Annotated in this window: 18 protein-coding genes; 13 read left to right on the plus strand and 5 right to left on the minus strand. The window is 41.0% G+C overall.

Annotated features, from left to right (window positions below; genetic code table 11):
- Positions 1 to 6 precede the first annotated feature (6 nt).
- The 3 genes from TW85_RS16150 to TW85_RS16160 all read right to left on the minus strand — a co-directional run bounded on the left by TW85_RS16150 (position 7) and on the right by TW85_RS16160 (position 6,634).
- The gene (locus tag TW85_RS16150) at positions 7 to 2,154 is read right to left on the minus strand and encodes a GNAT family N-acetyltransferase (protein ID WP_046018173.1); all 2,148 of its coding nucleotides are present in this window, start codon (positions 2,152 to 2,154) and stop codon (positions 7 to 9) included.
- A gap of 130 nt (positions 2,155 to 2,284) precedes the next feature.
- Entirely contained in the window at positions 2,285 to 4,324 is a 2,040-nt protein-coding gene (locus tag TW85_RS16155; protein WP_046018174.1) for a methyl-accepting chemotaxis protein, read from the minus strand.
- Positions 4,325 to 4,624: 300 nt separating this feature from the next.
- Positions 4,625 to 6,634 (minus strand): methyl-accepting chemotaxis protein, encoded by a 2,010-nt coding sequence (locus tag TW85_RS16160; RefSeq protein WP_046018175.1) that lies wholly within the window; start codon positions 6,632 to 6,634, stop codon positions 4,625 to 4,627.
- Positions 6,635 to 7,088: 454 nt separating this feature from the next.
- Between TW85_RS16160 and TW85_RS16165 the strand changes: the two genes are divergently transcribed.
- The 13 genes from TW85_RS16165 to TW85_RS16230 all read left to right on the plus strand — a co-directional run bounded on the left by TW85_RS16165 (position 7,089) and on the right by TW85_RS16230 (position 20,514).
- Positions 7,089 to 7,877, plus strand: a complete 789-nt coding sequence (locus TW85_RS16165) for a transporter substrate-binding domain-containing protein (RefSeq protein WP_046018176.1) — start codon at positions 7,089 to 7,091, stop codon at positions 7,875 to 7,877.
- Between the two features lie 162 nt (positions 7,878 to 8,039).
- Positions 8,040 to 8,300, plus strand: a complete 261-nt coding sequence (locus TW85_RS16170) for a DUF5062 family protein (RefSeq protein WP_046018177.1) — start codon at positions 8,040 to 8,042, stop codon at positions 8,298 to 8,300.
- 502 nt (positions 8,301 to 8,802) lie between these two features.
- Positions 8,803 to 9,156, plus strand: coding sequence for a metalloregulator ArsR/SmtB family transcription factor (locus tag TW85_RS16175; protein ID WP_084616371.1), 354 nt, complete (start codon positions 8,803 to 8,805; stop codon positions 9,154 to 9,156).
- Positions 9,157 to 9,175: 19 nt separating this feature from the next.
- The gene (locus TW85_RS16180; RefSeq protein ID WP_046018179.1) at positions 9,176 to 10,186 is read left to right on the plus strand and encodes an ArsJ-associated glyceraldehyde-3-phosphate dehydrogenase; all 1,011 of its coding nucleotides are present in this window, start codon (positions 9,176 to 9,178) and stop codon (positions 10,184 to 10,186) included.
- 25 nt (positions 10,187 to 10,211) lie between these two features.
- Positions 10,212 to 11,510, plus strand: a complete 1,299-nt coding sequence (gene arsJ / locus TW85_RS16185) for an organoarsenical effux MFS transporter ArsJ (RefSeq protein ID WP_238326235.1) — start codon at positions 10,212 to 10,214, stop codon at positions 11,508 to 11,510.
- A 302-nt stretch (positions 11,511 to 11,812) separates the two neighbouring features.
- A complete protein-coding gene (locus TW85_RS16190) occupies positions 11,813 to 12,940 on the plus strand; it encodes an ABC transporter ATP-binding protein (protein WP_046018180.1) in 1,128 nt (375 codons plus the stop codon).
- A complete protein-coding gene (locus tag TW85_RS16195) occupies positions 12,933 to 14,081 on the plus strand; it encodes an ABC transporter ATP-binding protein (RefSeq protein ID WP_046018181.1) in 1,149 nt (382 codons plus the stop codon). The genes TW85_RS16190 and TW85_RS16195 overlap by 8 nt, the downstream gene beginning before the upstream one ends.
- Before the next feature lie 57 nt (positions 14,082 to 14,138).
- A complete protein-coding gene (locus TW85_RS16200) occupies positions 14,139 to 15,005 on the plus strand; it encodes a sugar ABC transporter permease (protein WP_046018182.1) in 867 nt (288 codons plus the stop codon).
- Positions 15,006 to 15,102: 97 nt separating this feature from the next.
- Positions 15,103 to 15,879 (plus strand): carbohydrate ABC transporter permease, encoded by a 777-nt coding sequence (locus TW85_RS16205; protein ID WP_046018256.1) that lies wholly within the window; start codon positions 15,103 to 15,105, stop codon positions 15,877 to 15,879.
- 10 nt (positions 15,880 to 15,889) lie between these two features.
- Positions 15,890 to 16,162 (plus strand): DUF2160 domain-containing protein, encoded by a 273-nt coding sequence (locus TW85_RS16210; RefSeq protein WP_009832728.1) that lies wholly within the window; start codon positions 15,890 to 15,892, stop codon positions 16,160 to 16,162.
- Positions 16,163 to 16,283: 121 nt separating this feature from the next.
- Positions 16,284 to 18,029 carry an ABC transporter substrate-binding protein gene (locus TW85_RS16215; RefSeq protein ID WP_046018183.1) on the plus strand — a complete coding sequence of 582 codons (1,746 nt, stop codon included), beginning with the start codon at positions 16,284 to 16,286 and terminating at the stop codon, positions 18,027 to 18,029.
- A 315-nt stretch (positions 18,030 to 18,344) separates the two neighbouring features.
- Positions 18,345 to 19,721 (plus strand): glycine--tRNA ligase, encoded by a 1,377-nt coding sequence (locus tag TW85_RS16225; RefSeq protein WP_046018185.1) that lies wholly within the window; start codon positions 18,345 to 18,347, stop codon positions 19,719 to 19,721.
- 232 nt (positions 19,722 to 19,953) lie between these two features.
- On the plus strand, positions 19,954 to 20,514 hold the full coding sequence (locus tag TW85_RS16230; RefSeq protein ID WP_046018186.1) for an outer membrane beta-barrel protein: 561 nt from the start codon (positions 19,954 to 19,956) through the stop codon (positions 20,512 to 20,514).
- Positions 20,515 to 20,569: 55 nt separating this feature from the next.
- Here the strand turns inward: TW85_RS16230 and TW85_RS16235 are convergent, their stop codons facing one another.
- On the minus strand, positions 20,570 to 21,283 hold the full coding sequence (locus TW85_RS16235) for a transporter substrate-binding domain-containing protein (protein WP_046018187.1): 714 nt from the start codon (positions 21,281 to 21,283) through the stop codon (positions 20,570 to 20,572).
- Positions 21,284 to 21,445: 162 nt separating this feature from the next.
- Positions 21,446 to 23,566 carry a methyl-accepting chemotaxis protein gene (locus TW85_RS16240; RefSeq protein WP_046018188.1) on the minus strand — a complete coding sequence of 707 codons (2,121 nt, stop codon included), beginning with the start codon at positions 23,564 to 23,566 and terminating at the stop codon, positions 21,446 to 21,448.
- Between the last annotated feature and the right edge of the window lie 255 nt (positions 23,567 to 23,821).

Raw genomic sequence — 23,821 nt, forward strand, 5'->3', positions numbered from 1 at the left:
TTGAACTTATAACAAATGTAGCGCCACGGACTGCCTAAGCGCCTTGTCTATGGCTTTTTTAGAGAGCAGCTTAAACTGAGCAAAGTTAGCTTCTTTAATGGGGTTTAATACTGCTTCATTTAATAGCGCTATTTCTTGGCTCTGCTCCATTTCTTTTTTTGCTATCACACTACGATACAACTGGGCCCTAATGGTTTCATAGGGTCTGTGGTGGTGAGCGAAGAGTTTAAGGTCATGTTGATCTTTTTCAGCTTCAATTGCTTTGAATGAGGCTGTTTCTATATAGTCTAACTGATCCTTATTGGGTCCTGTTTGCACTAGTGCTTGCGCGAGTTTCTGCTCAATATCTGGGTAGTCTCTGTCTAAATTTTGTTTAAGGTTTGATAAATAGAAGGCCTGATATAAACGCGCCTGCTTTTCAGCTTTGGCATTTAATGGCTTTAACATCATCACAGAGTAACAGCCGCTAGCTTGATCTCTTGCTGTCCCTAAACGAACGCAAATAAAACCATTTTTTTGCCAAAAACTTACCACATCAAAAGTGGCTGCAAAGCTGGTTGATAAAAAGTCGACTTTATCTTCTATTCCTGCCTCGCCTATTTTTGTCAGAAGCTGGCTGGCATAACCTTGTTTTTGTAAATGGCTTTGGCTGGCAATACGACTGATACGCCAATACCGATAGTCACCCGCATCTAAATGGCCTTCATGGGCGAGTAAGGATTGAGGTAATAGGTGGCCTCTTGGGCGTCTAGTGCCCTGTGCTACAGCCAAGGAAAGTGAAGAATCAAGTAAGCCTTCTTCACTAATGATGGCAGTAGAAATGAGCTGGTTATCAGCTTTCATTAGCCAGGTGCTCACGCTAGGGTCATCCAATATCCACCTTATATCATCAGGAGATGTTTGATAGTGGGCGCTCACTAATAGCGAAAAGTATTCGTCTAAAGTTTTCTCTTTATCTAGCCAGTTATCTTGTTTTATTTTTTCAATATTAAGCTTTTTATAGTGAGAAGAAGGTAGGCCTTTATCTGGTTTCCCTTTTAACAACAAAAGGTCACTGATAAAAGCCTCTAGCACATCACCTTTACGCCAGCGTATAGGCTCAGATAAGGTGAGGGTATTAAAGTGTTCGCTCTCTTGCTTTAAATAATCAATAAACTTAATGCCAAATCCTCGGCCAGAACCTTCGTAACCGTGATTTGTTGAGGAAAAAATTAAATGCTTATAAATACTGAATAAAGACGTCAGCATGGGGAGGGGCAAAGCGGCTGCTTCATCAACAATGAGGAAGTCTAGTTTTTTTGGACTATGTATCAAGCTATCGGGTGAAAAGAATAAGTTATGCGCTAAACTTTCTGTCTTTGGACTATTGTCTAATGTTTGAAAATAACTCTTCTCTAATTGCGCAATAGCGGCTTTATTTGGGCCTGTTATTGCAACACTCATCTCTGCTGATATTTGATTGAGTTGTGCTAGAGCAATGCCTAACGCTGTTGATTTTCCTCTTCCTCTATGGGCAAGGACGAAGCTAGCAGATTTATTCTCTAAGGGTGTTTTTCTCTGCTCATTGGCTTTTATCGCAAAGGTTTTTATGGCTTCGATAAGCTGGTTTTGCTCTTTGCTGGGGATAAGGTCTTTCGGGCCTTTTTGAATGCTAGCGAGAGCATGAGGTGCGCTAGTGAAAGTTCCAAGTTTAATATGCTGTATCTTGTTTAGTTTTAACTTGGCTAAAAAATATTCTTTAAAGTTAGGCTTTGCATCTTCGAAAGTAAGCGGCCAAGGCAGATAGCGGGCCTGCTCTTGATCTATGTTATTTAGCCAATGCTTTAAATCTCTTAAGGCAAGTACGAGAACGCCGCCACCTTTAATAGTGCCTGCGATAAGGCTTATGGCAGAAGCAGATAATCCTTCTTCTATATCTAGAAAAACCGCTTCATGGCTTTGTCCTAATACTTGCTTAAGTTTTTTATTAGGGATCGCTTTACAGGTTTCAACTTGAGGGTTTTTGATCGCATGAAATATATCAAGATCTGGTGCTGCTAATATTGGTTGACGTAAGTTTTCGCTTAGGTTGAAAAAATGGTCAAGACACGCATCAAGGTCACCTTCAAGCAGTACAAAATGACGGTGATGATGGGCAGGGTTAATATCAGACATAGACAGGTGTTAGTTGGTAAGCATAATCAAGATGTCTAATCATACTCGTCCATCTAGCTTGTGCTCAAGCAAGATAAAGCGCTAATTATAAAAAGGCCGAGTTCAATCATGAACTCGACCTTTTATACTGCTATTTCAGTTTGAAAGAGCTTAAATCTTGCTGCAACTGTTGGCTTAACGCCTTGATGTTTTGGCTGTGTTGGCCTGATATCTCAGCTTGAGAGAAGGTTTCGCTGGCGCTCGTTTTCATCTCAAGGCTACTGCTTCTTATCTGGCCAGATGCCGCACTCTGTTCTTCTGTCGATGCCGCAACGGAAGACATACGCGCTTCAACTGTGCTGATAGAAGCCTGTATTTGAGCTAGAAGCTCACCTGCTTTACCTGCTTTTTTCACACTATCAGCAACTTGCTGACTGCCAGACGCCATGCTGTTAACCGCTGATTGGCTGTTTTGTTGCAAGCTTTCAACAACCTTGCGAATCTCTTCGGTAGATTGCTGTGTTCTCTGGGCTAATACCCTAACTTCATCAGCAACAACGGCAAAACCACGGCCTTGCTCACCCGCTCTTGCTGCTTCAATGGCAGCATTTAGGGCTAACAGGTTTGTTTGCTCGGCAATAGAGTTGATGACATCAACCACATCACCAATGCTTTTACTGTTTGCTTCCACTTCTTCAATGACATTAGAGGCATGAGTAAAGGCGTTAGATAGCTCACCAACTGTGACTTCAACGTCCTTCATTGCATCATTACCATCATTGGTTACAACGCGTGCATTGACGGTTTCTTCAGACACTTCATTCGCGGTGTTTGCTACATGTTCAATGGAACTTGCTACCTGATCGATCGCAGATGCTACTTGTAAGCTTTCCATTTCGTTTTTACTGGATTGCTGTTTTAACTGGTTGTTAGCCTGATCAATAGAATGAGATGACTCAATTAATAGCTCACTTGAGTTACGTACTTGGGTGATAACCCCGATAAGGCCATCACGCATAGCGGTAATATCACGCTTTAACAGGTCCATTTCATTCTTGCTGTCACGACTATTTAGCGCTTTAAAGCGAAAATCTAGTTGGCCTTGGCCTAATAGTTCTAAGCCTTGGGTGATCTCTTTCATAGGCATAAGCGCACGTCGGATGATGAACCAAAGTAGCGCTGAAAGCAGGATAGCACCAAGAATAGATAGCATACCTAGGTTGATAATATTGCTAATAATAAGACCTTGGTATTCATCACGATAAAGCTTAATCGCAACGACCCAATCCCAACCCTCGATATGTTGGAACACAGCTTTAGAGTGCTCCGCTTGCTGATCACGACCAGCCACTTTGGCTTGATAAATGATGCTGCCTTGTTTGCTTTGATACATTTTTGCAAAGGTGCTTTTTAGCTCAGGGAACTCTTGATAAAGGTTTTTGCCTGTTAGAGTAGGGTGTAATAAGAGTTGGGCTTCGTTCTTACCTGTATCAGTAATATAGACGTAGCCAGATGAGCCGAAAGTCAGTTTGCCTAGAGAGTGATTGATCTCAGCTAGAATATCGTCATAGGCAACACCAATATACAAAATGGCAATGGTTTTACCTGATTTGGTCACAGGCACATACTTAGTCATGTAGTTTTTGCCAAATAGGAAAGCCTTACCCACATAAGCTTGGCCAGACATTAGCATTTGATAACCTGGGTGCTTATTGCCTAAGTAGGTACCAATCGCTCTAGCCCCGTTTTCTTTTTTAAGTGATGTTGTTGCTCTTAAAAAGTCGTTGCCATCACGTACAAAAATCGTCGCAGTCGCTCCAGTTGAACGAGTGAATTGATCAATTTTAGTGAAATTTAGGTTAAGTACTTCACCTTCTAAGGTCACTACAGGGCTATCGAATGCGCCTACCTTAATCGTTTCATTAGGATCAACGTCTAGCGCTTTAAATTCATCGTTTAATACATTTGATAAGGTATGAGTCATTTGCATAATCGAATCATACTGAGCTTCAAGTTGAGTGCTGATTAAGCTAACTTCTTTTACTTGGTTGGTATCTGAAATTTTATTGATCTCTTTATAGAACACCATAGAGACAACTAATAAAAATAGAGAGATTGCGAGTACGACGCTGATAAGCGCACTAATACTTAGCTGTCTTGGCAGTGACCAGCGAGAATAAAAATTGAACATTACCTATCCTTTGTAAGATGAATTTTAACTTCTAGTGAGAATGATTATCATTTGACAATAATTTATATTTATTTTGTTTACATGTAAATGACAATCAGTAACAAAAGTGAGCAATCTTACATTTTTGTTTGTTTTTTGCACTAGAAATTTAACTTAATTTTCTGCTTTTTCGCTTTAAGAACAATAAGGTATGTTTTTAGGTAAGATTTAAGAGGGAAATCGTGATTGATGTGTAAATACACGGAAAAGATCGTTAAGAGGAGCTAAAGGTTTGTATAGAAGACCTTTAGCCCCACATTTTTAGCTTAATTCGAATGTGCTTAGGTCATTTTGTAACTGATTTGTAAGCTGTTTTATTGTTTTAGTATGCTGTTGCGAGGATTCTGCCTGTAGGAAGGTTTCGCTAGCACTGCTTTTTAGTGAGTGCGTGCTGCTACGTATTTGTGAGCTTGCTACACTTTGTTCCTCTGTTGAAGCCGCAACAGATCCCATGCGAATTTCAACTTCACTAATGGATTGTTGAATTTGGGTGAGCAAGTGCCCAGCATCGGCAACCTTATCTATACTCTCTAAAACTTGCTGATTACCTTTCGCCATATTATCCACGGCCGCTTGTGTATTAGTTTGCAGCTTTTCAACCACTTGTCTTATTTGTTCGGTCGATGTTTGAGTCCGCTGAGCTAACACCCGTACCTCATCTGCAACCACAGCAAAACCACGACCTTGTTCGCCTGCTCGTGCTGCTTCTATCGCTGCGTTGAGAGCTAACAAGTTAGTTTGTTCGGCGATGCCATTAATCGTATCAACGACTTCACCTATCCCTTGGCTATTGGTTTCTACCTCTTTAATGATGCTAGAAGCTTGATGAAAGGCTTCTGATAACTGAGCAACAGTCGCCTCAACTGCCTGCATGGCAGAATTACCTTTGCTCGAAATCATGCTGGCATTGGTTGTTTCTTGTGAGACTTGATTAGAGTTATTAGCAACCTCTTCAATGGATTGTGCAACTTGTTCTATTGCAGAAGCCACATGCAAACTTTCTTGCTCACTTTGACTCGCTTGGCTCTTAAGCTGAGAGTTAGCACTATTAATAGACTCTGATGAGGCGATCAAGCTTTCACTTGAATTTCGTACTTGTGTAATGACATTAATTAACCCATCGCGCATGGCGGTAATATCGCGTTTTAATAGGTCGACTTCGTTACGACTTGTCCTAGGGTTTAACGATTTAAAACGGAACGATAGCTGCCCTTTACCCAGCTTAGAAAGGCCTTTGGTGATTTCTTTCATAGGTGCTAAGGCGTAGGCAATCTGCAAGCATAAAGCGAGGCTCAATAAAGCAGCCCCAATAATACTGATGATAATAATAGGCATGAGTTTATCTCTAATCACAGCAGCATATTCATCATCATAGGTTTTTAAAACGGCCACCCAGTTCCAGCCTTCAACATGATGAAAAAAGACTTTAGAAGCCCTCACATCATCGCCTTTGCCTTTAATCTGTAACGAGTAAACAGCGCTACCTTGCTTACTTTGATAAAGTTGTTCAAAGGTGCTTTTTATCTGTGGGAACAAGGTATATAGGCTTTTACCGACAAGACTTGGATGTATTGTAAGAACTGACTCATTTGCCCCAGTGTCTGTGACATAGATATAGCCTGATAGACCAATTTTTATCTCATTTATCTTATCTCTTATGTGAGTAAGTTGCTGGCTATAGTCATAATAGGTAGCTAGTAAAACAGGAGCTTCACCTTGATAGCGAATGACCTGATATTTAATGAGGTAGTCTGCGTTATTAAAACGCTGCTTTAGATAAAGATCCTGACCTTGAAAAAGTGAAGCAAAATCAGAGCTATTGACACTAATTTGCTTTAGGTTTGCAGGGATAGTCAAGCTAGTTAATGCTTCTTGATAGCCGCTGTTGCCATAGGTGTAAAGACTATATTGAACACCACTAAGTTGGGCCATTTTCACTAAATAGTCTGTATCTAATTGAACCCCAGATAGGCTTAGTTTTGTATGCTGAGCGGCTGTGCCACCTTGAGTTTGGGTCAAGGTCGAGAAGTGCTGCTTGCTTTGTTTTGCTTGCACATCAAGGCTCATTCTAATAGCCAGAAAGTCAGACTCTAACTGCTGTGCAATCAGTTTTACTTCTTGAGATTGATGATCCTGAGCTATCTCGTCAATGGCAGTATTAAATACTCGAGTGATAAGTAATAACAAGATCAGAATAAAAACAGACACAGAGAAAAGAGCACCTAAGCCTAATTGCTTAGGTAAAGACATCCTTTTTAACGAGATTTTCATAGGAACTTCCATAATTTAATGAGAATGAAATCTAGGGATGAAACGCCTGCTTAAATCCCTTCATCATTCGATTGAATTTAATTTGAGAACGTACAGCGTGACTATCATATTTATTAATTAGGTGTTTCTAATGCTTGGCTTTAGCTAGCTCATTTGCCGCATAAAAAGCCTAAAAATAAGCGCTTTTTGGTAAGGTTTAAAAGAGATAACTTTTCAAATTTCCTTAATAAATAGGCAGAAATATAAGTGTAATATTCCTTTAAATTGAGTACATCGAATATCGATTTTTTATCCTATTTGATTGATCTTAATCATAAAGGTTAATAGTTAACCTAACGCTAACTGTCTGCTTTTTAGCCTTGGTCATAAGTAACGGCTTTTTCGAGTTTGAGCTTTTTGAGAGGTGAGATGCATTAATGAGCGGCAATCACATAAAAATAATAAAGAGGGACGCATGTTTGAATTTCGCCTGCCAAGCGTTAATCAAGTTCTGAGTTATGTCATAAAAATCATGGGTATCATCACCCTAGGAATAGCATTAATACCTTCTGTATTAATGGCTGAAACACTTAAGCTAACCACAGGAGAGTTTCCACCTTATATCTCGTCTAACAGTAAGCAACTTGGTCCTTTATCCCAGATTGTAAGCTTGTCATTTGAAAGGTCTGGTTATCAAACGCTTATCGATATTAATCCTTGGAATAGGGCGTTAAAAATGGCGGATAAAGGGCGAGTCGATGCCACCTATGCTTGGTCGATTAAAGCGGAAAGACAGGCTGCTTTTTTGTATTCCAAACCTTTATTTATCTTTGAACAAAGGGCGTTTGCGATAAATGAGGCACAACTTGATGTTTCATCTACTGCAGACATTGGAAGTATCAGACTGTGTCGACCACAGGGCTATACCTTGCAGGGACACTCTCAGGTTTTGGTTGATTCTGGTGTAGCAAGTCATTTTAGCCCACCAGATGTGGCGTCCTGCTTTCATATGCTTAAAGCAAACCGAGTTGATATTGTTGTCGTAGATAAACTAGAAGGCTATAGCTATGTTGCTCAAGTTTTTGCCTCTAGCAATGATATACAGGTGCTAGATAAGGTCTTCTTTAAATACTCAAATCATTTATTAGTGTCTAAGCAACATCCCAAAGCAGAGAAATTGATACAAGACTTTAATCTAGGGTTAGATAATTTAATAGCAACAGGTGAATATCAAAGTATTTTGTCGAATGAGCTTGGTCTTTAGTTTATTTTTTGACCTTAAATGAATCTGAATAAGTTCTTATTCTGATAGCCCTTTAAGAGCAAGGTTAAAGACGCTAGAGTAGTAGGCATAGAAGCGCAAAACTCCTTCTTAATTTTGTTTAAATGGATTCAATAAATAGCGTTGTCTTTTGGAGAGTACTAAATGAAAAAGATTAAAAATGAGGCCCAGTTAGCTAAAAAAGCGATTGAAGTGGGTGAAAAGTATGCTCTAAAACGAGGTTATTCAGGCTTTCAAGCCACTATGTCGGCGAATGAAAAAGTAGAAGTTTTATATCGATTATTGGTACAAGATAAGCTCTTGGTTGCTTTACCACCGGATAAAGAAGACTTACCTAATATGAAACATAAACTCGCACTTTGGATCCAAAAAGTGCTACCCAAAGATGACCCATTACTTGCCTAGGGAAGCTGCGAGTAAGTTCTCCCGCCTCAGCGTGTGGATAAAAGCCGCTAGATTTATGGCGAGGAACGCAACTTAATAGTTATTCTATTGATAAGGTCCTCAGCGTAAAGATAGGGCTTTTAGACCACGCCCTTTGGGTCTTTAAATAATACCTACTTGGCATTCAGAAAAAGTAACACCCTGTGTTGTTACTTTTCGAAAGGTACCTACACTGACTTTCTATTAATAAACGCAAAGTAACGCCTTGAATGAAACTTTTTCCCCATACCTTAGAAGAACAGACTGAGAAGAGGTGACTTAATCTCAGGTTCCCTAATTCTTAAGATGATCTGAGTTGAACTCAGATCATCTTCTCTTCCTGCTCATTTCTTAATTCATTTCTGCTGCTATTTGATATTTATTAGGTGTTTATTCAATCTGGCATTTAATTTTTCTTGTATATCTGTTTTTTCATATATATGATTGTTCGTATATTCGAAAATACATATATAAGGAAACACATTTGGATGCCATCACATTATTAAAATGCCTAGGGGATTCAACTCGCTTACGCATCTTACTTTTGACGTTAGAAGAATCAGAATTATGTGTTTGTGAGTTTGTTGAAGCGCTAGATTTTAGCCAGCCTAAAATATCTAGACACCTTGCCTTAATGAAAACAGCTAACCTTTTAAACGATAGACGTCAGGGGCAGTGGATTCACTACCGCATAAATGAAGCCTTACCTCAGTGGGCATTAAACATCATTGATAACGCGGCTGAGGGTTATAAAGAAGTGTTGAAGCTGGATAAAGCGCGATTGGCGAAAATGGGTGATAGACCAGAGCGCGTCATAAAGTGCTGTAACAATGATTAAAAACTAAGTGAGAAAAGAGATGACGATTAAAGTAGGAATAAACGGTTTTGGACGCATGGGTCGCTTAGCATTACGTGCAGCTTGGGATTGGCCTGAATTGGACTTTGTTCAAATTAACGACCCAGCAGGTGACGCGACAACCTTGGCTCACTTGTTAAATTATGACTCTGTTCAAGGGACTTGGCAGCATACCGCTGAGGCCGAGGGTGATGAAATTCACATTGGCAGTAAGCTGATTAAAACTTCACAAAATAAAACGATTGCCGAAACTGACTGGTCTGCTTGTGACCTTGTCATTGAAGCATCCGGTAAGATGAATAAGAAAGCACGTCTTGAAGCTTATCTTGAACAGGGTGTGAAGCGTGTCGTTGTTACTGCACCGGTTAAAGAAGAGGGCGTACTCAATGTAGTAATGGGTGTAAATGATGAGGCCTATGACAAAGAAGTACATAAAATTGTCACAGCAGCGTCTTGTACTACCAACTGTCTTGCACCTGTAGTGAAAGTAATCCATGAGTCACTGGGTATTAAGCATGGCTCAATGACCACTATTCACGATATAACCAATACCCAAACTATTTTAGATGCACCTCATAAAGACTTACGTCGAGCTCGTGCCTGTGGCCAAAGTTTGATCCCGACAACAACAGGTTCTGCTACCGCTATTACTCACATCTTTCCTGAGTTAAAGGGCAAGCTGAATGGCCATGCTGTGCGTATTCCTTTGGCAAATGCGTCTTTGACAGATTGTGTTTTCGAAGTAAATAAGGCCACAAACCAAGCTGAAGTAAATCAATTATTACAAGCCGCAGCAGAAGGTGAGCTTAAAGGAATTCTTGGTTACGAAGAAAAACCATTAGTGTCAGTGGATTATAAAGGTGACCCACGTTCGGGCATAGTGGATGCCCTATCCACCATGGTTGTTAATGATACTCAGGTAAAAGTGTATGTTTGGTATGACAATGAGTGGGGCTATGCCAACCGAGCAGCTGAATTAGCCCTGAAAGTCGGCTTGTCTGATCAATCATAAGTGAGCTAACCCAGAGTCATTGACGATGCAGATGATAGAAAAATTTAAACAATTGCCTGAATTATTCAGGCAATACCTTTTAGTAACAACAAACTATTGGTGCTTTACCTTGACCGATGGTGCCTTACGTATGCTGGTGGTGCTCTATTTTTATCAGCTAGGTTATGGGGCATTAGAGATAGCACTTTTATTTGTTTTCTATGAGTTTTTCGGCGTAGTAACCAACCTCTTTGGAGGCTGGTTAGGAGCAAGAATTGGCTTAAACCGAACAATGAATATTGGTTTGTTTATACAGGTTCTGGCCCTTGCTATGTTGCTTGTACCGCAAGTGTATCTCACGGTTGCTTGGGTAATGGCAGCGCAGGCTTTATCAGGAATAGCTAAAGATCTGAATAAAATGAGTGCTAAGAGTGCCGTGAAATCTCTCGCTAACTTTAAGTTTGATGATAAGGGGCAAAACGCTCTCGCACTGAATGCCGCAGCAGAAGCGCGTTTGTTTAAATTGGTTGCTGTATTAACTGGCTCTAAGAATACCTTGAAAGGTGTGGGCTTTTTCCTTGGTGGCGTCTTATTGGCCTTATTAGGTTTTCAAGGTGCTGTTTTAGTCATGTTATTGCTCTTGGTCGCTATCTTGATTCTAAGCTTGGTACGTCTTAAGCAAGATCTAGGTAAAGCGAAAAACAAACCTAAATTTAAACAGATTTTTTCGAAAAGCCGCGCCATTAATATATTGTCTGCAGCCAGATTATTTTTGTTCTGCGCGCGAGATGTTTGGTTTGTGGTGGCTTTGCCTGTCTATCTTGCTTCAGAAATTGGCTGGGAGCATGAATGGGTTGGTGGCTTCTTAGCGACCTGGGTGATCATTTATGGGTTAGTGCAATCGGGCGCACCTAACTTGATTAACCGTTTTTCAGCAAAAGCGGCAAACGCTTCTAATAAAGAAGCCAAAATGGCTTGCTTCTGGGGCCTAGTGTTAACACTGATTACAGCCTTAATTGCATTAGGTTTAGTCAGCGAACTCTCTGCATTCTGGGTGTTGATGATTGGCTTAGCAGGCTTTGCGGTCGCCTTTGCGATTAATTCCTCTTTGCATAGTTTTTTGATCGTGCACTATGCCAGTGACGATGGTGTTTCGTTAGATGTTGGCTTTTATTATATGGCTAATGCTATGGGGCGCTTGCTCGGTACTTTAATGTCTGGCTACCTTTATCAAAGCTATGGTTTAGAAGCCTGTATTGGCTTTTCAGTCGGTCTGCTATTTGTAGCAAGCATGATAGCTATCGCGTTACCAAATCAAGAAACTAAAGCGAAGCAAACAGCTTAGTTTTTTTACTAAAAGCGGCTTTGATTGTGAATCAAAAGCCGCTTAACTCTTCCTGTAAAACTGTTCATTCTAGTGTTCAACTGAACACTCCTGAACAAGCTGAACACTGATTAGCTGTTCACTTCTCATCATACTTTTTTCATATTTAGTCGTTCGAAAATTAAAAAAATTCAATAAAAACATATGTTTATTTCATTTTTGTGACTTTTGGCACGCCCCTTGAATTAGTCCTAAGACACGTTTTACAAAGTGCAGTACTTTTTGCACACAGTGACAACAACAATAAATAAACTGGAAATACCATGTCTTTGACTCTTGATAAGATAACTAAGGTAGTTGATGGTGAACTGCACATTAATGATGTGAACCTCAACTTCGAACCTGGCTCCTTTAATGTTTTGCTTGGTCGTACACTGGCCGGTAAAACCACTTTAATGCGCTTGATGGCTGGTCTTGAAAAACCAACATCTGGCCGTGTCCTAATGAATGGTGCTGATATGACGGGCGTACCTGTACGTCAACGTAATGTCTCAATGGTGTATCAGCAATTTATCAATTACCCCAATTTAAGTGTCTATGACAATATCGCTTCGCCGTTACGTTTGGCTGGTGATGATAAACAAACCATAGATAGAAAGGTGCGAGAAACGGCAGAAATTCTTCGCATTGAAAACTTCTTAACTCGTATGCCATTAGAGCTATCCGGTGGTCAGCAACAACGTACCGCCATGGCACGCGCCTTGATTAAAGATGCGGACTTAATCTTATTTGATGAGCCCCTAGTTAACCTTGACTACAAGTTACGTGAAGAACTGCGCCAAGAAATGCGCGAGCTATTTAAGGTGCGTAATACCATCGCCGTGTATGCGACGACCGAACCAAACGAAGCGTTAGCTCTCGGTGGTACCACAACTGTGTTACATGAAGGTCGCGCTATTCAGTATGGTGAAACCGCCGAAGTTTATAACTTCCCAGATACGGTTGCCTGCGCAGAGCTTTTCTCCGAGCCACCATTAAATCTGACTAAAGGTGAGATTTCAGACAGTGAAGTGACCTTGGATCAAGCGACTCACTTCCCACTTAATGCTGATCTTGCAGGTCTAGGCCGTGGCAATTACATCTTTGGTGTACGTCCTAGCCATTTAGCACTTTTCCCTGTCAATGAAGACGACTTAGAAATTTCGGTACGTGTTGAACTGGCTGAAATCAGTGGATCAGAAACCTTCTTGCATGTGCGCAATAAGCACCTCTCTTTGGTGTTACATCTGACCGGTATTTACCAATACGAAGTGGATGCTCAAATTAAGGTGTATATGCCAACACACAAAATCTTTGTATTTGATGAAGATGGCAAGATTCTCAAGGTACCAACTCGGTTGCCCATAGTGAATCAGGCAGGCCAAGTTTCAGGAGGTGTTCAACATGGCTGAGATACATTTAAAACAATTGGCCCATAGTTATAGCGCCAATCCTCAAGGTCATAAGGATTATGCCATTCGTGAGATGGACCATGTATGGGAAAAAGGTGGTGCTTACGCATTACTTGGACCTTCTGGTTGTGGCAAATCGACGCTTTTGAACATTATTTCTGGTTTGGTAACACCATCAGAAGGACAGATCTTATTTGACGGCCATGAAGTGAATGCTTTAACGCCGCAAGAGAGAAATATTGCTCAGGTTTTCCAGTTTCCAGTGATTTACGACACCATGAGTGTGTACGACAACTTGGCATTCCCGCTACGTAATGTGGGTAAATCAGAAGCAGAAATCAGCGCTAAGGTAAAAGATATTTCCTACATGCTTGAGTTGGAAGATGTACTCAAGAAAAAAGCGAAAAACTTGACTGCGGATGAAAAGCAAAAGGTATCAATGGGGCGTGGTTTGGTACGTGACGATGTTTCTGCCATTTTGTTTGATGAACCACTAACTGTTATCGACCCTCATTTGAAGTGGAAGCTGCGTCGCAAGCTTAAGCAGATCCACGAGCAATTCAATATCACCATGGTGTATGTAACCCATGATCAGCTAGAAGCTTCCACTTTTGCTGACAAGATTGCCGTTATGTATGGCGGTCAGGTTGTGCAATTTGGTACCCCAAGAGAACTATTTGAAAAGCCTGAGCATACTTTTGTTGGTTACTTTATTGGTAGCCCAGGTATGAACTTCTTCGATGGCAGTTTTCAGCAGAATGAGCTTTATCTTGAAGGCCATAAGGTGGCGCTTGATGACGAGATGAAGAGCAAACTTGCGGTGACGCCTTACCACGAACTTAAGCTGGGTATTCGCCCTGAGTTTGTTGAAGTTTTAGAAGCCGACAGTCCTTTATTAAGCAACTTAGCTAAGAGCGATAAAGGAGCAGACACCTTATTAGAGAGCTGTGAAAACTGCTTTAAGTGTGAGGTTGTTACGGTCAGTGATCTAGGTACCTACAAGATAGTCTCGCTTAAATTAGGCAATACCGAATTTAAAGCACGCTTACCTGAAGAGCAATCAGTGCCTAGCGGTTCTGTGTATGTGCGCTTCCCAGGAAACTGGTTAAAGGTGTATGCGGACGAATACTTGGTTGATTAATCAGAGCATTAATCTCGTTACAACAATGACCTTGCAAAAACTGCTGAGACTTTTGAAATGAATAAAGTAGAAAATAATAAAGCCTGGTTTTTAGTGTTGCCAGTATTTTTACTGGTGGCCTTTAGTGCCGTCGTGCCACTGATGACAGTGGTTAACTATTCGGTACAAGACATATTTGATGCCTCTAACCGTTACTTTGTAGGGGTGGAGTGGTTTAAAGAAGTATTGCGTGACCCTAGGTTGCATGACTCTTTAATTCGTCAATTTATCTTCTCATTTTGTGTCCTACTGATCGAAGTACCTTTAGGTATTTGTGTCGCACTCATGATGCCTAAAGAAGGGCGCTGGTCAGCATTATGCTTGATCTTGCTTGCCATTCCTTTGCTTATTCCGTGGAACGTTGTCGGTACTATTTGGCAGATCTTTGGCCGAGCTGATATTGGTCTGATGGGTTATTCCCTTAATGCCATTGGTATTGATTATAACTATGCGGGTAACTCTGGTGATGCTTGGGCAACGGTTCTATTGATGGACGTTTGGCACTGGACTTCTTTGATTGCCTTACTTTGCTATTCAGGTTTGCGCGCCATTCCTGATGCTTACTATCAAGCTGCACGTATTGACCGCGCATCTGGCTGGGCCATCTTCCGTTATATCCAGCTACCTAAGCTACAAAGTGTATTGCTGATCGGTATTTTGTTGCGCTTTATGGATAGTTTCATGATTTACACCGAGCCCTTCGTATTAACAGGTGGTGGCCCAGGTAACTCAACAACCTTCTTGAGCCAGACTTTGACAACCATGGCGATTGGCCAATTCGACCTAGGTCGTGCCGGTGCATTCTCCCTTATTTACTTCCTAATCATCCTATTGGTGAGTTGGTTGTTATACACAGCAATGACACATGTAGAGAAAGGGGAATAATATGTCGACTAAAACCCTAAATAGCAGCACTAGTTTTGCTCAAGCAGCGCAGAAAAAGAGAGGCATAGCGCTACCTTTCACTAAAGGTCAGGTGGGCATGGTTTGCTACCTACTATTCGTACTTGTCCCTATTTATTGGTTGTTGAACATGTCGTTCAAAACCAACCAGGAAATTTTGGGTGGCTTATCGCTTTTCCCACAAAATTTCACCTTGGATAATTATCGCGTCATCTTTACTGACCCGACTTGGTATAACGGTTACTTAAACTCAATCTACTATGTGTCACTCAATACCGTGATCTCATTGTTGGTTGCCTTGCCAGCAGCTTATGCCTTCTCTCGTTATAAGTTTGTGGGTGATAAGCATTTGTTCTTCTGGTTACTGACTAACCGTATGTCACCGCCAGCGGTTTTCTTACTGCCATTCTTCCAGCTTTATTCAAGTGTGGGTCTATTTGATACCCATATCGCTGTGGCGTTAGCACATTGTTTGTTTAACGTGCCATTGGCGGTGTGGATCTTAGAAGGCTTTATGTCTGGTGTGCCAAAAGAAATTGATGAAACAGCTTATATCGATGGTTATAGCTTCCCGCATTTCTTCGGCAAGATCTTCCTGCCAATGATTCGCTCAGGCATAGGTGTGACGGCTTTCTTCTGCTTCATGTTTAGTTGGGTAGAGCTGTTATTAGCAAGAACTTTGACCTCGATTGATGCCAAGCCAATTGGTGCCGTTATGACGCGGACAATCACCGCCTCCGGGGTCGACTGGGGGGTCTTAGCCGCCGCCGGTTGTTTAACTATCGTGCCAGGTGTCTTGGTTATCTGGTTTGTTCGTAACCATGTAGCTAAGGGCTTCGCCCTTGGTCGAGTATAGGAGAAAGCATATGAACTGGATGGCTTGGACTTTACCTGTCGCAATCTTTTTCGCCTGTATCGCTGGCATTCTTGTACTCATGACGATCAATGAAATTCGTCATCCTGCGGTCGAGCGTAAAGGTTTCTTACCGATTATGACAACACCTGGAGACAGGTTGTTTATCGGTTTGTTAAGTAGTGCTTTTTTCCATCTATTTGTAGTGGGAGTAAGCGAAATCAGTATTTGGTATCCCTTTGGGATCTCAATTGTTTGGCTTTTGTTTGTACTGAAAAAGGGCTAAATCCTTGGCGTTAGCCAAAGCTTGAACCCAGTACATATACACCGCCTCTTATACCTTCTTAAGAGGCGCTAAAAATTTCAAACACAATGAAGCAAGTAGTACGTCAACTAGTGAGGATTATATGAAATACAATAAAAATAAAGTGTATAAATCGGTGCTAATCGCCAGCGCTATTGGAGCCTGCAGCGCGAGCTGGAACCTCTATGCAGACCAATATCAAGATGCAGCTAAACGCTGGATCAGTGACGAATTCACCGTCTCAACTTTATCGTCCGACCAACAAATGAGTGAGTTTGATTGGTTCACTAAAGCAGCAAAACCATACCGTGGTATGGAAATTAATGTTGCTTCTGAGACGATTGCGACACATGAATATGAAGCAAAAGTGTTAGCTAAAGCTTTCTATGAAATCACAGGGATTAAAGTTAACCATGACTTGATTCAAGAAGGTGATGTGGTTGAAAAACTGCAAACACAAATGCAGTCGGATCGTAATATCTATGATGCTTATGTGAATGACTCTGACTTGATCGGTACTCACTTCCGTTACGGTAAAGTGGTACCTATCAGTGATTTCATGGCAGGTGAAGGTGCGCAAGTAACCAACCCTGACTTGGACCTAGATGATTTCATCGGTATCAGCTTCACCACAGCGCCTGATGGTAAAATCTATCAACTACCTGATCAGCAATTCGCTAACCTTTACTGGTTCCGTGCTGACTGGTTTGAGCGTGAAGACTTAAAAGCTCAGTTCAAATCTATTTATGGTTATGAACTAGGTGTGCCACAAAACTGGTCTGCATACGAAGATATCGCTAAATTTTTCTCTGAAGATGTTGGCACAATCGACGGTAAGAAAGTTTACGGTCACATGGATTATGGTAAAAAAGACCCATCATTGGGCTGGCGTTTCACTGACGCTTGGTTCTCTATGGCGGGTGCTGGTGACAAAGGCATTCCAAACGGTCTACCTGTAGACGAATGGGGTATCCGTATGGAAGATTGCCGCCCTGTTGGTTCAAGTGTGGCTCGTGGTGGTGCGACTAACGGTCCTGCGGCTGTTTATGCAACCACTAAATATGTGGATTGGCTACGTAAGTATGCGCCACCAGAAGCTCAAGGTATGACCTTTGGTGAAGCAGGTCCAGTACCTGCACAAGGTAGCGTTGCTCAGCAAATCTTCTGGTATACAGCTTTCACAGCGGGTATGACCTCGCCTGATCTGCCTGTTGTTAACGAAGACGGTACACCAAAATGGCGTATGGCGCCTTCGCCAAAAGGGCCATATTGGGAAGAAGGTATGAAGTTGGGTTATCAAGACACAGGTTCTTGGACCTTGATGAAGAGTACACCTCTTGATCGTCGTCAAGCAGCTTGGTTGTATGCTCAGTTCACCGTATCTAAGTCTGTATCTTTGAAGAAAACGCTGGTTGGCCTAACACCTATCCGTGAGTCTGATATCAACTCTCCTGAGATGACAGCTGCAGCACCTAAACTAGGTGGTCTAGTTGAATTCTACCGTAGTCCAGCTCGTGTAATGTGGACACCGACTGGTGCGAACGTGCCAGACTATCCTAAGCTAGCTCAGCTATGGTGGCAGTACATTGCAGAAGCGGCTAACGGTGAAAAAACACCTCAAGAAGCTCTGAACGGTTTGGCTAAAGCACAAGATAAAGTACTACAACGTCTTGAGCGTGCTAAAGCGCAAAAAGTATGTGGACCTCAGTTGAACCCAATTAAAGATGAGTCTTATTGGTTAAATCAACCTGGTTCGCCTAAAGCGAAACTTTCTAACGAGAAGCCACAAGGTGTAACAGTGCCTTACAACGACTTGTTGAAAGCTTGGTCTGAAGGTCGTGCGAGCTAATCGACCTTCATAGAGATTGACTCTTTTAGAAGTAAAGGAAGGGACGTGCCTTCCTTAAACCTCCGTTGGCCCTCTTAGTTTTAAGAGGGCCTTTTTTATGGTTGAGTTTTACTCAACGACATCCAATCTTGAATTTCCTTCTATTTTAATTGGCTCAATTGCTTTTACTGTCGAGTTATCTGGCTTAAAGCCGAGCTTGGCATTGAGACAAAAACCCTCAGCGAGTACAATGAGCGGCTATCGACTCTCTCGTCATATGAAAATGCGCGTGAGTCTGACTTTATTTACTAATTCTCTATATAGGTGTGTTTAGAAATGCCAGCTAAAACAATGGATGAACTCGTCTCCCTTTGTAAACGTCGCGGATTTATTTTCCAAGGCAGTGAAATCTACGGTGGTATGCAAGGGGCTTACGATTATGGTCCGCTTGGTGTGGAATTAAAAAACAACCTTAAAAACGCTTGGTGGCGTGCCATGGTTTATGAGCGTGATGACGTTGAAGGTCTAGACGCGGCTATCGTACAAAACAAGCTTGTTTATAAGTATTCAGGTCATGAAGATACTTTCACTGACCCTATGGTTGACTGCCACGAATGTAAATCTCGTATGCGTGCAGACCATATGAAAGACATCAAGGTATGTGATAACTGTGGTTCTTCTGATGTAACAGAACCACGTGATTTCAACCTAATGTTTAAAACAAATGTGGGCCCTATGGTGGATGAGGAGTCTTACACTTACCTTCGTCCTGAAACCGCTCAAGGTATCTTTACCAACTTTAAAAATGTGGTTGATTCAACCTCTCGTGCATTACCTTTTGGTATCGCACAAATTGGTAAATCTTTCCGTAACGAAATCACACCACGTAACTTTATCTTCCGTGTACGTGAATTCGAACAAATGGAATTAGAATTCTTCTGCAAGCCAGGTGAAGACGAAAAATGGCACGAGACTTGGGTCGCTTTGCGTAAGCAATGGTGGTTGGATCAAGGTCTTGGCGAAGAAAATATCGAATTTGAATATGTAACAGGTGATGACCTATCTCACTACTCAAAATCAACTGTGGATATCTTGTACAAGTTTCCACATGGTTTTGAAGAGCTTGAAGGTGTTGCTAACCGTACTGATTACGACCTTGGTTCTCACACTAAAGCGCAAGCTGAGTTCGGTATCACAGCGAATGTGAAAGAGAACTCAGACTCTACAGCAAAACTTGCTGTACGTGATTTGGCTGAAAACAAATGGGAAGTGCCATTCTGTATCGAGCCTTCTGCTGGTCTTGATCGTGGTGTATTGGCTGTGATGACAGAAGCCTACACAGAAGAAGATCTAGGTGATGGTAAATCTCGTACTGTACTTAAGTTCAAGCCGCACCTAGCGCCAATCAAAGTTGCTATCATGCCGCTTAAAAAGAACAAGCCTGAGATTGTTGCCCTAGCGAAAGAGCTTAAGAACAAGCTACAGAAGCTAGGTCTAGGTCGTATTCTTTATGAAAACACAGGTAACGTAGGTAAAGGCTACCGTCGTCATGATGAAGTAGGAACACCTATTTGTGTGACTGTTGATTTCGATTCTATCGAAAAAGAAGGCGCACCTGTTACCGTTCGTGACCGTGATACCATGGAGCAAATCACAGTACCTGCTAATGAGTTAGCTGGCTATGTTGTGAACTACTTCATCAACCAAGACTAATTTAAAGCTTTTAAGTTAGCACTTAGTTGATAAAAAAACGCCGCTTAATGCGGCGTTTTTTTATGCTTTGAAGCTAGAGGTTAAAGCGAAATAAAATCTGTTTTCATAAGGAGAATATTGTTGAATACCTTAATTATATATTAAAATATTACAGCCTATTACATTGATGTATAAAGAAATTTCTCAGTAAATATGAGACTATTAAAATAAAAGTCGACAAGGATATTTAGGAATGAAAAAAAGTTTTATTGCTGCGGTAATTGTTGCTGCATCATCTCAAGCAGTAGCTGATAATGTTGTTTATATTGGTGCTGGTGGCCAGCTAGGGACATTTGAGCAAACAAATACTGCAAATTTTGATGGCGCAGACTTTACTGCACTTCAATTAACTTTAGGTGCTTATATTTATGGAAACCATGCACTTGAAGTCAGGTTTACGAATGGTATTAGCGGAGAAAAATTTACACATTCAGGTGATGAACAGACCATTGAAGTAAGTGATGCTACGTCTGTATTCTATCGATATGATATTGAATTAACAGAAAGTACAAAATTATATCCTTTAATTGGTTTCAGTGAAGCTGAGTTTGACGTTGAATATACAAATTCTAGTAATAATAACTATACAATCATAGATTCATCGGGCTTGTCTTATGGACTAGGTATAAATACTGAAATATCAGAAGATGTGAGGCTTTATGCTGAATATATTAGTTATTTTAGCGATGATAAAGAATCTGTAACAATAGACTATACAGGTTTGTCTGCTGGTATAATGGTGTCATTTAACTAATTCAAATGTTCAATGGAAAAAGGCTAGAGTCATCTAGTCTTTTTGATGTTTAAAACTAGGGTGCCACATACAGTTCGCCTAGCACTTCTTTTAGCTTCCCTGTACTTCTTAATGCTTCTAACCTTGTATTAAATCCTTTAATAAAGCCTGGTCCAACGCCACGACAGACAAGAGCATCATCATGAATTGCCACAGGTTGGTCCTTATCAAAATGAAAATGTTTTGGGTCGACTTCTTTAAATGCTTGATAGATATCTGGGGTATAGGCAATCATGGTATCGATTCTATGGATCATTAGCATTTTAAAATTCTGCAATAAACTATTGGTTACTGAAGGGATGAAGTCACCCGCAGCTACGGCTTTACCATAGTTCATTCCTCGTTCTAGACCGACTCTTTTCCCGACTAATTGAGTTAACTTGGTGTAAACCTCGTCTTTCGTCAGACTGAATATATAGGCCTTGGCTCTATTTAGCGGTTGGGTTGCTCTGACTTCGTTTCCAAATGAGTAAAAATCAGGGTTGAGGTTAGCAGGAGATACACAACAATTTGTACAGGTTTTAAACTTATTGCTTGCTCTGTGATTGGGAAGTACTTGCAGTGAAATAGAATGATTCTCTGGAGTAGCAAGCCTAATAACCTGATCGTAAACACCCTGCTTATCATACTGAAACAAGCCAGGAATAAACTGAACATACAGATTGATTGGCTCAGCTTTAATAGCGCTTGGCAAAAGTATAATGCAATACAGGCAGAGGCGTTTAAACATAGTATCCGTCTTTAAGCCGATGAACTTAGCTTTAATACTATGACCTAAAAGGTGAAGTTTCGAATTTCTTTTAGCTTTTTTGAGCGAGTAAAGTAAAGCTTGAGAGGTGACCCACTTTATAAAAAGATAAAGTGGGTCGTATGATGGGGCAATTAACTTGTCTTAAACTTTAAATTTAGTGACAAGTTGTTTTAGCTCATCCGCATGAAGTTCTAACTGCTGGCTAGTTTCATTTGAGTTAGTTGCACCTGTTGCTGTTTGAGTTGCAACCGAAGTGATGTTGTTCACATTAGTACTAATGCTATCTGTTACGCTTCTTTGTTGTTCAGCGGCACTGGAAACTTGAATGATAAGGTCATTTACTTCATCGATATTCTGGATGATGTTAACGAGTTTCTCATTAGCTTCTGTTGTCATTGCTTCGGACTCGTGTGCTCTTTCACTGCCCACTTCCATTGAGTTAACGGCTTCTAGCGCACTGGTTTGAAGGCGTTCAATTTTTTCTTGAATTTCAGCCGTTGAATCTTGAGTACGCTTAGCAAGTGAACGAACCTCATCGGCTACTACTGCAAAACCACGACCCTGCTCACCTGCTCGTGCCGCTTCAATCGCAGCATTAAGTGCAAGTAGGTTGGTTTGGTCTGCAATATCACGAATCACATCCATGACAGTGTGAATCTCTTTACTGTCATGGCTAACTCGGTTGATAACTTCACTGGAATGTTTAACGTCCTGGGCTAGCGCTTCAATCGAGCTATTTGCTTTATCCAATACTTTTTGGCCTTCAGCGGCAATGGCTTTCATTTGGCCTGTGGAGTCAGCGGCTGTAACTGTGTTGTCTGCTACGTTTTGAGCCGTTGCGCTAAGCTCGGTTACTGCTGACGCTAGCTGCATCACATCTTCTTGCTGTTGGCTTGCTCCTGTTAGGGTTTCCGCAGAAATTCGAGCTGACTGAGTTGCATTTCCTGTGATCTGGTCACTAGAGACAATAACCTGCTTTAGCAAAGGTTGAATCTGGTCAAGGAACTGATTACAAGCATCACTAAGTTGGCCTAGTTCATCAACTGATTTGTGCTCAAGTCTATGGGTAAAGTCACCTTGAGCCACTTGTTTCATAAAGCCTGTTAGCTTAACAACAGGTCGAGAAATTTGGCTAGATAGCCACCAGATAACGACGATAGAAATCAGCGTAATGAACAAGCCAACCAGAATAAAGCTGATGTTTTGTTCAAATTGCTCAGCTTGAGTCATTTCGTTTAGCTCAATAAAGTCAGCTAGAACAACGGCTTTAGGTACACTGATCCAAAGAGACCAGTTAGGAATGTTAGCCCCAACCTTGATACTAATCATGGCCTGGAAGTTATCATCTTCAGGGTCATTAATAAGCTCAAAGCTATCTTGGTTCATATTATTTATGATGTGGTTTGCTTTCTTAGGCAAGAAGTCCTTGATGTTATTACCAGTTTCTTCTCCTTCGCTGTCCGATGCTATGCCACCTCGATTACTTAAAATCAAAACACGGCTATGGCCATCATAAAGTTTGTCACTGAGTTGTTTTGAAATTGCTTCTAAGCTTTTGAGAGAGATATCTAGTCCAGTGATACCTACAAATCTTTGATTAATCAAAATAGGGGTTACCAAGGAGGTAAGTAAAGTATCAACACCACCTACTTCATAGATATAAGGCTCAAGTAGGCAGTTATTACGGCTGTCTTTAGAGCAAAGGTAGTATTCACCAACACGGTCAGTCCCATCAGGGCGGCTAGTATCTTCATAACCGACCAAGGGATCAACCTGAGGTTTACCTAGATTAGAACGAGTCCAGTAAGGAATAAAGCGACCGCTGGCATCATAGCCAAGATGGTTTTGATCTTGATACTTTTCATCTTGGTTATCTAATGCATTTGGTTCCCAAAGGGTATAAACCCCAAGAATTTCAGGACGATCTTTAAGCGCACTTTTTAAGATGCCATTAAAGTTATCACGAAGTTGATTCTGAGCCTCTGGCGTCTCTGCACCTTGTTTGAGACTGATAAAGCTGCGCGCTAGGTCTTCATTAATTAAAAAAGCGCTTTGTAATAGGTTAGTTATATGTTCGGCGCTATTTTCCAAGCGACCCTCTAGTTGATCTTCGAACAAATCGAAAAATACATCCTGAGTATTTTCTTGTACCTGCTCCTGTAATTGCTTTGTCGACAAAATAGAGAAAGCAGAAAGACAAAGTATGGCAATTAGTGTTGCAAGGCCAGTGAAGAGTGAGATTTTTAACTGAATTGATTTCATTAACAAAGCTCTCTTGTTTAAAGTTTAATCAATATTGTGTGGGGGAGTAAAAAAGCCTAAGCATTTCAACTGGTTATTGCTTTTATAACGGGACTGTATAAAACATCAATGTAAGTCATTGTTAAAAAGCGGTTGAATTGTAAACAAAATGTTATGCCTGTTCTAGGTTATTTTCCGTTATATGAGATAATTGTCGTTTTTATCTTTTTCGAAAATAAACCTATGTAGGACAACAAGTTGTCGTTTTTAAGCAAA

Source organism: Marinomonas sp. S3726, assembly GCF_000967665.1.
Classification (GTDB): domain Bacteria; phylum Pseudomonadota; class Gammaproteobacteria; order Pseudomonadales; family Marinomonadaceae; genus Marinomonas.

What these genes read in the sequence shown, in the direction of transcription:
- TW85_RS16150 (WP_046018173.1), bottom strand. Translation starts at nt 2,154, where the DNA reads ATGTCTGATATTAACCCTGCCCATCATCACCGTCATTTTGTACTGCTT.
- TW85_RS16155 (WP_046018174.1), bottom strand. Translation starts at nt 4,324, where the DNA reads ATGTTCAATTTTTATTCTCGCTGGTCACTGCCAAGACAGCTAAGTATT.
- TW85_RS16160 (WP_046018175.1), bottom strand. Translation starts at nt 6,634, where the DNA reads ATGAAAATCTCGTTAAAAAGGATGTCTTTACCTAAGCAATTAGGCTTA.
- TW85_RS16165 (WP_046018176.1), top strand. Translation starts at nt 7,089, where the DNA reads ATGTTTGAATTTCGCCTGCCAAGCGTTAATCAAGTTCTGAGTTATGTC.
- TW85_RS16170 (WP_046018177.1), top strand. Translation starts at nt 8,040, where the DNA reads ATGAAAAAGATTAAAAATGAGGCCCAGTTAGCTAAAAAAGCGATTGAA.
- TW85_RS16180 (WP_046018179.1), top strand. Translation starts at nt 9,176, where the DNA reads ATGACGATTAAAGTAGGAATAAACGGTTTTGGACGCATGGGTCGCTTA.
- arsJ (WP_238326235.1), top strand. Translation starts at nt 10,212, where the DNA reads ATGCAGATGATAGAAAAATTTAAACAATTGCCTGAATTATTCAGGCAA.
- TW85_RS16190 (WP_046018180.1), top strand. Translation starts at nt 11,813, where the DNA reads ATGTCTTTGACTCTTGATAAGATAACTAAGGTAGTTGATGGTGAACTG.
- TW85_RS16195 (WP_046018181.1), top strand. Translation starts at nt 12,933, where the DNA reads ATGGCTGAGATACATTTAAAACAATTGGCCCATAGTTATAGCGCCAAT.
- TW85_RS16200 (WP_046018182.1), top strand. Translation starts at nt 14,139, where the DNA reads ATGAATAAAGTAGAAAATAATAAAGCCTGGTTTTTAGTGTTGCCAGTA.
- TW85_RS16205 (WP_046018256.1), top strand. Translation starts at nt 15,103, where the DNA reads ATGGTTTGCTACCTACTATTCGTACTTGTCCCTATTTATTGGTTGTTG.
- TW85_RS16210 (WP_009832728.1), top strand. Translation starts at nt 15,890, where the DNA reads ATGAACTGGATGGCTTGGACTTTACCTGTCGCAATCTTTTTCGCCTGT.
- TW85_RS16215 (WP_046018183.1), top strand. Translation starts at nt 16,284, where the DNA reads ATGAAATACAATAAAAATAAAGTGTATAAATCGGTGCTAATCGCCAGC.
- TW85_RS16225 (WP_046018185.1), top strand. Translation starts at nt 18,345, where the DNA reads ATGCCAGCTAAAACAATGGATGAACTCGTCTCCCTTTGTAAACGTCGC.
- TW85_RS16230 (WP_046018186.1), top strand. Translation starts at nt 19,954, where the DNA reads ATGAAAAAAAGTTTTATTGCTGCGGTAATTGTTGCTGCATCATCTCAA.
- TW85_RS16235 (WP_046018187.1), bottom strand. Translation starts at nt 21,283, where the DNA reads ATGTTTAAACGCCTCTGCCTGTATTGCATTATACTTTTGCCAAGCGCT.
- TW85_RS16240 (WP_046018188.1), bottom strand. Translation starts at nt 23,566, where the DNA reads ATGAAATCAATTCAGTTAAAAATCTCACTCTTCACTGGCCTTGCAACA.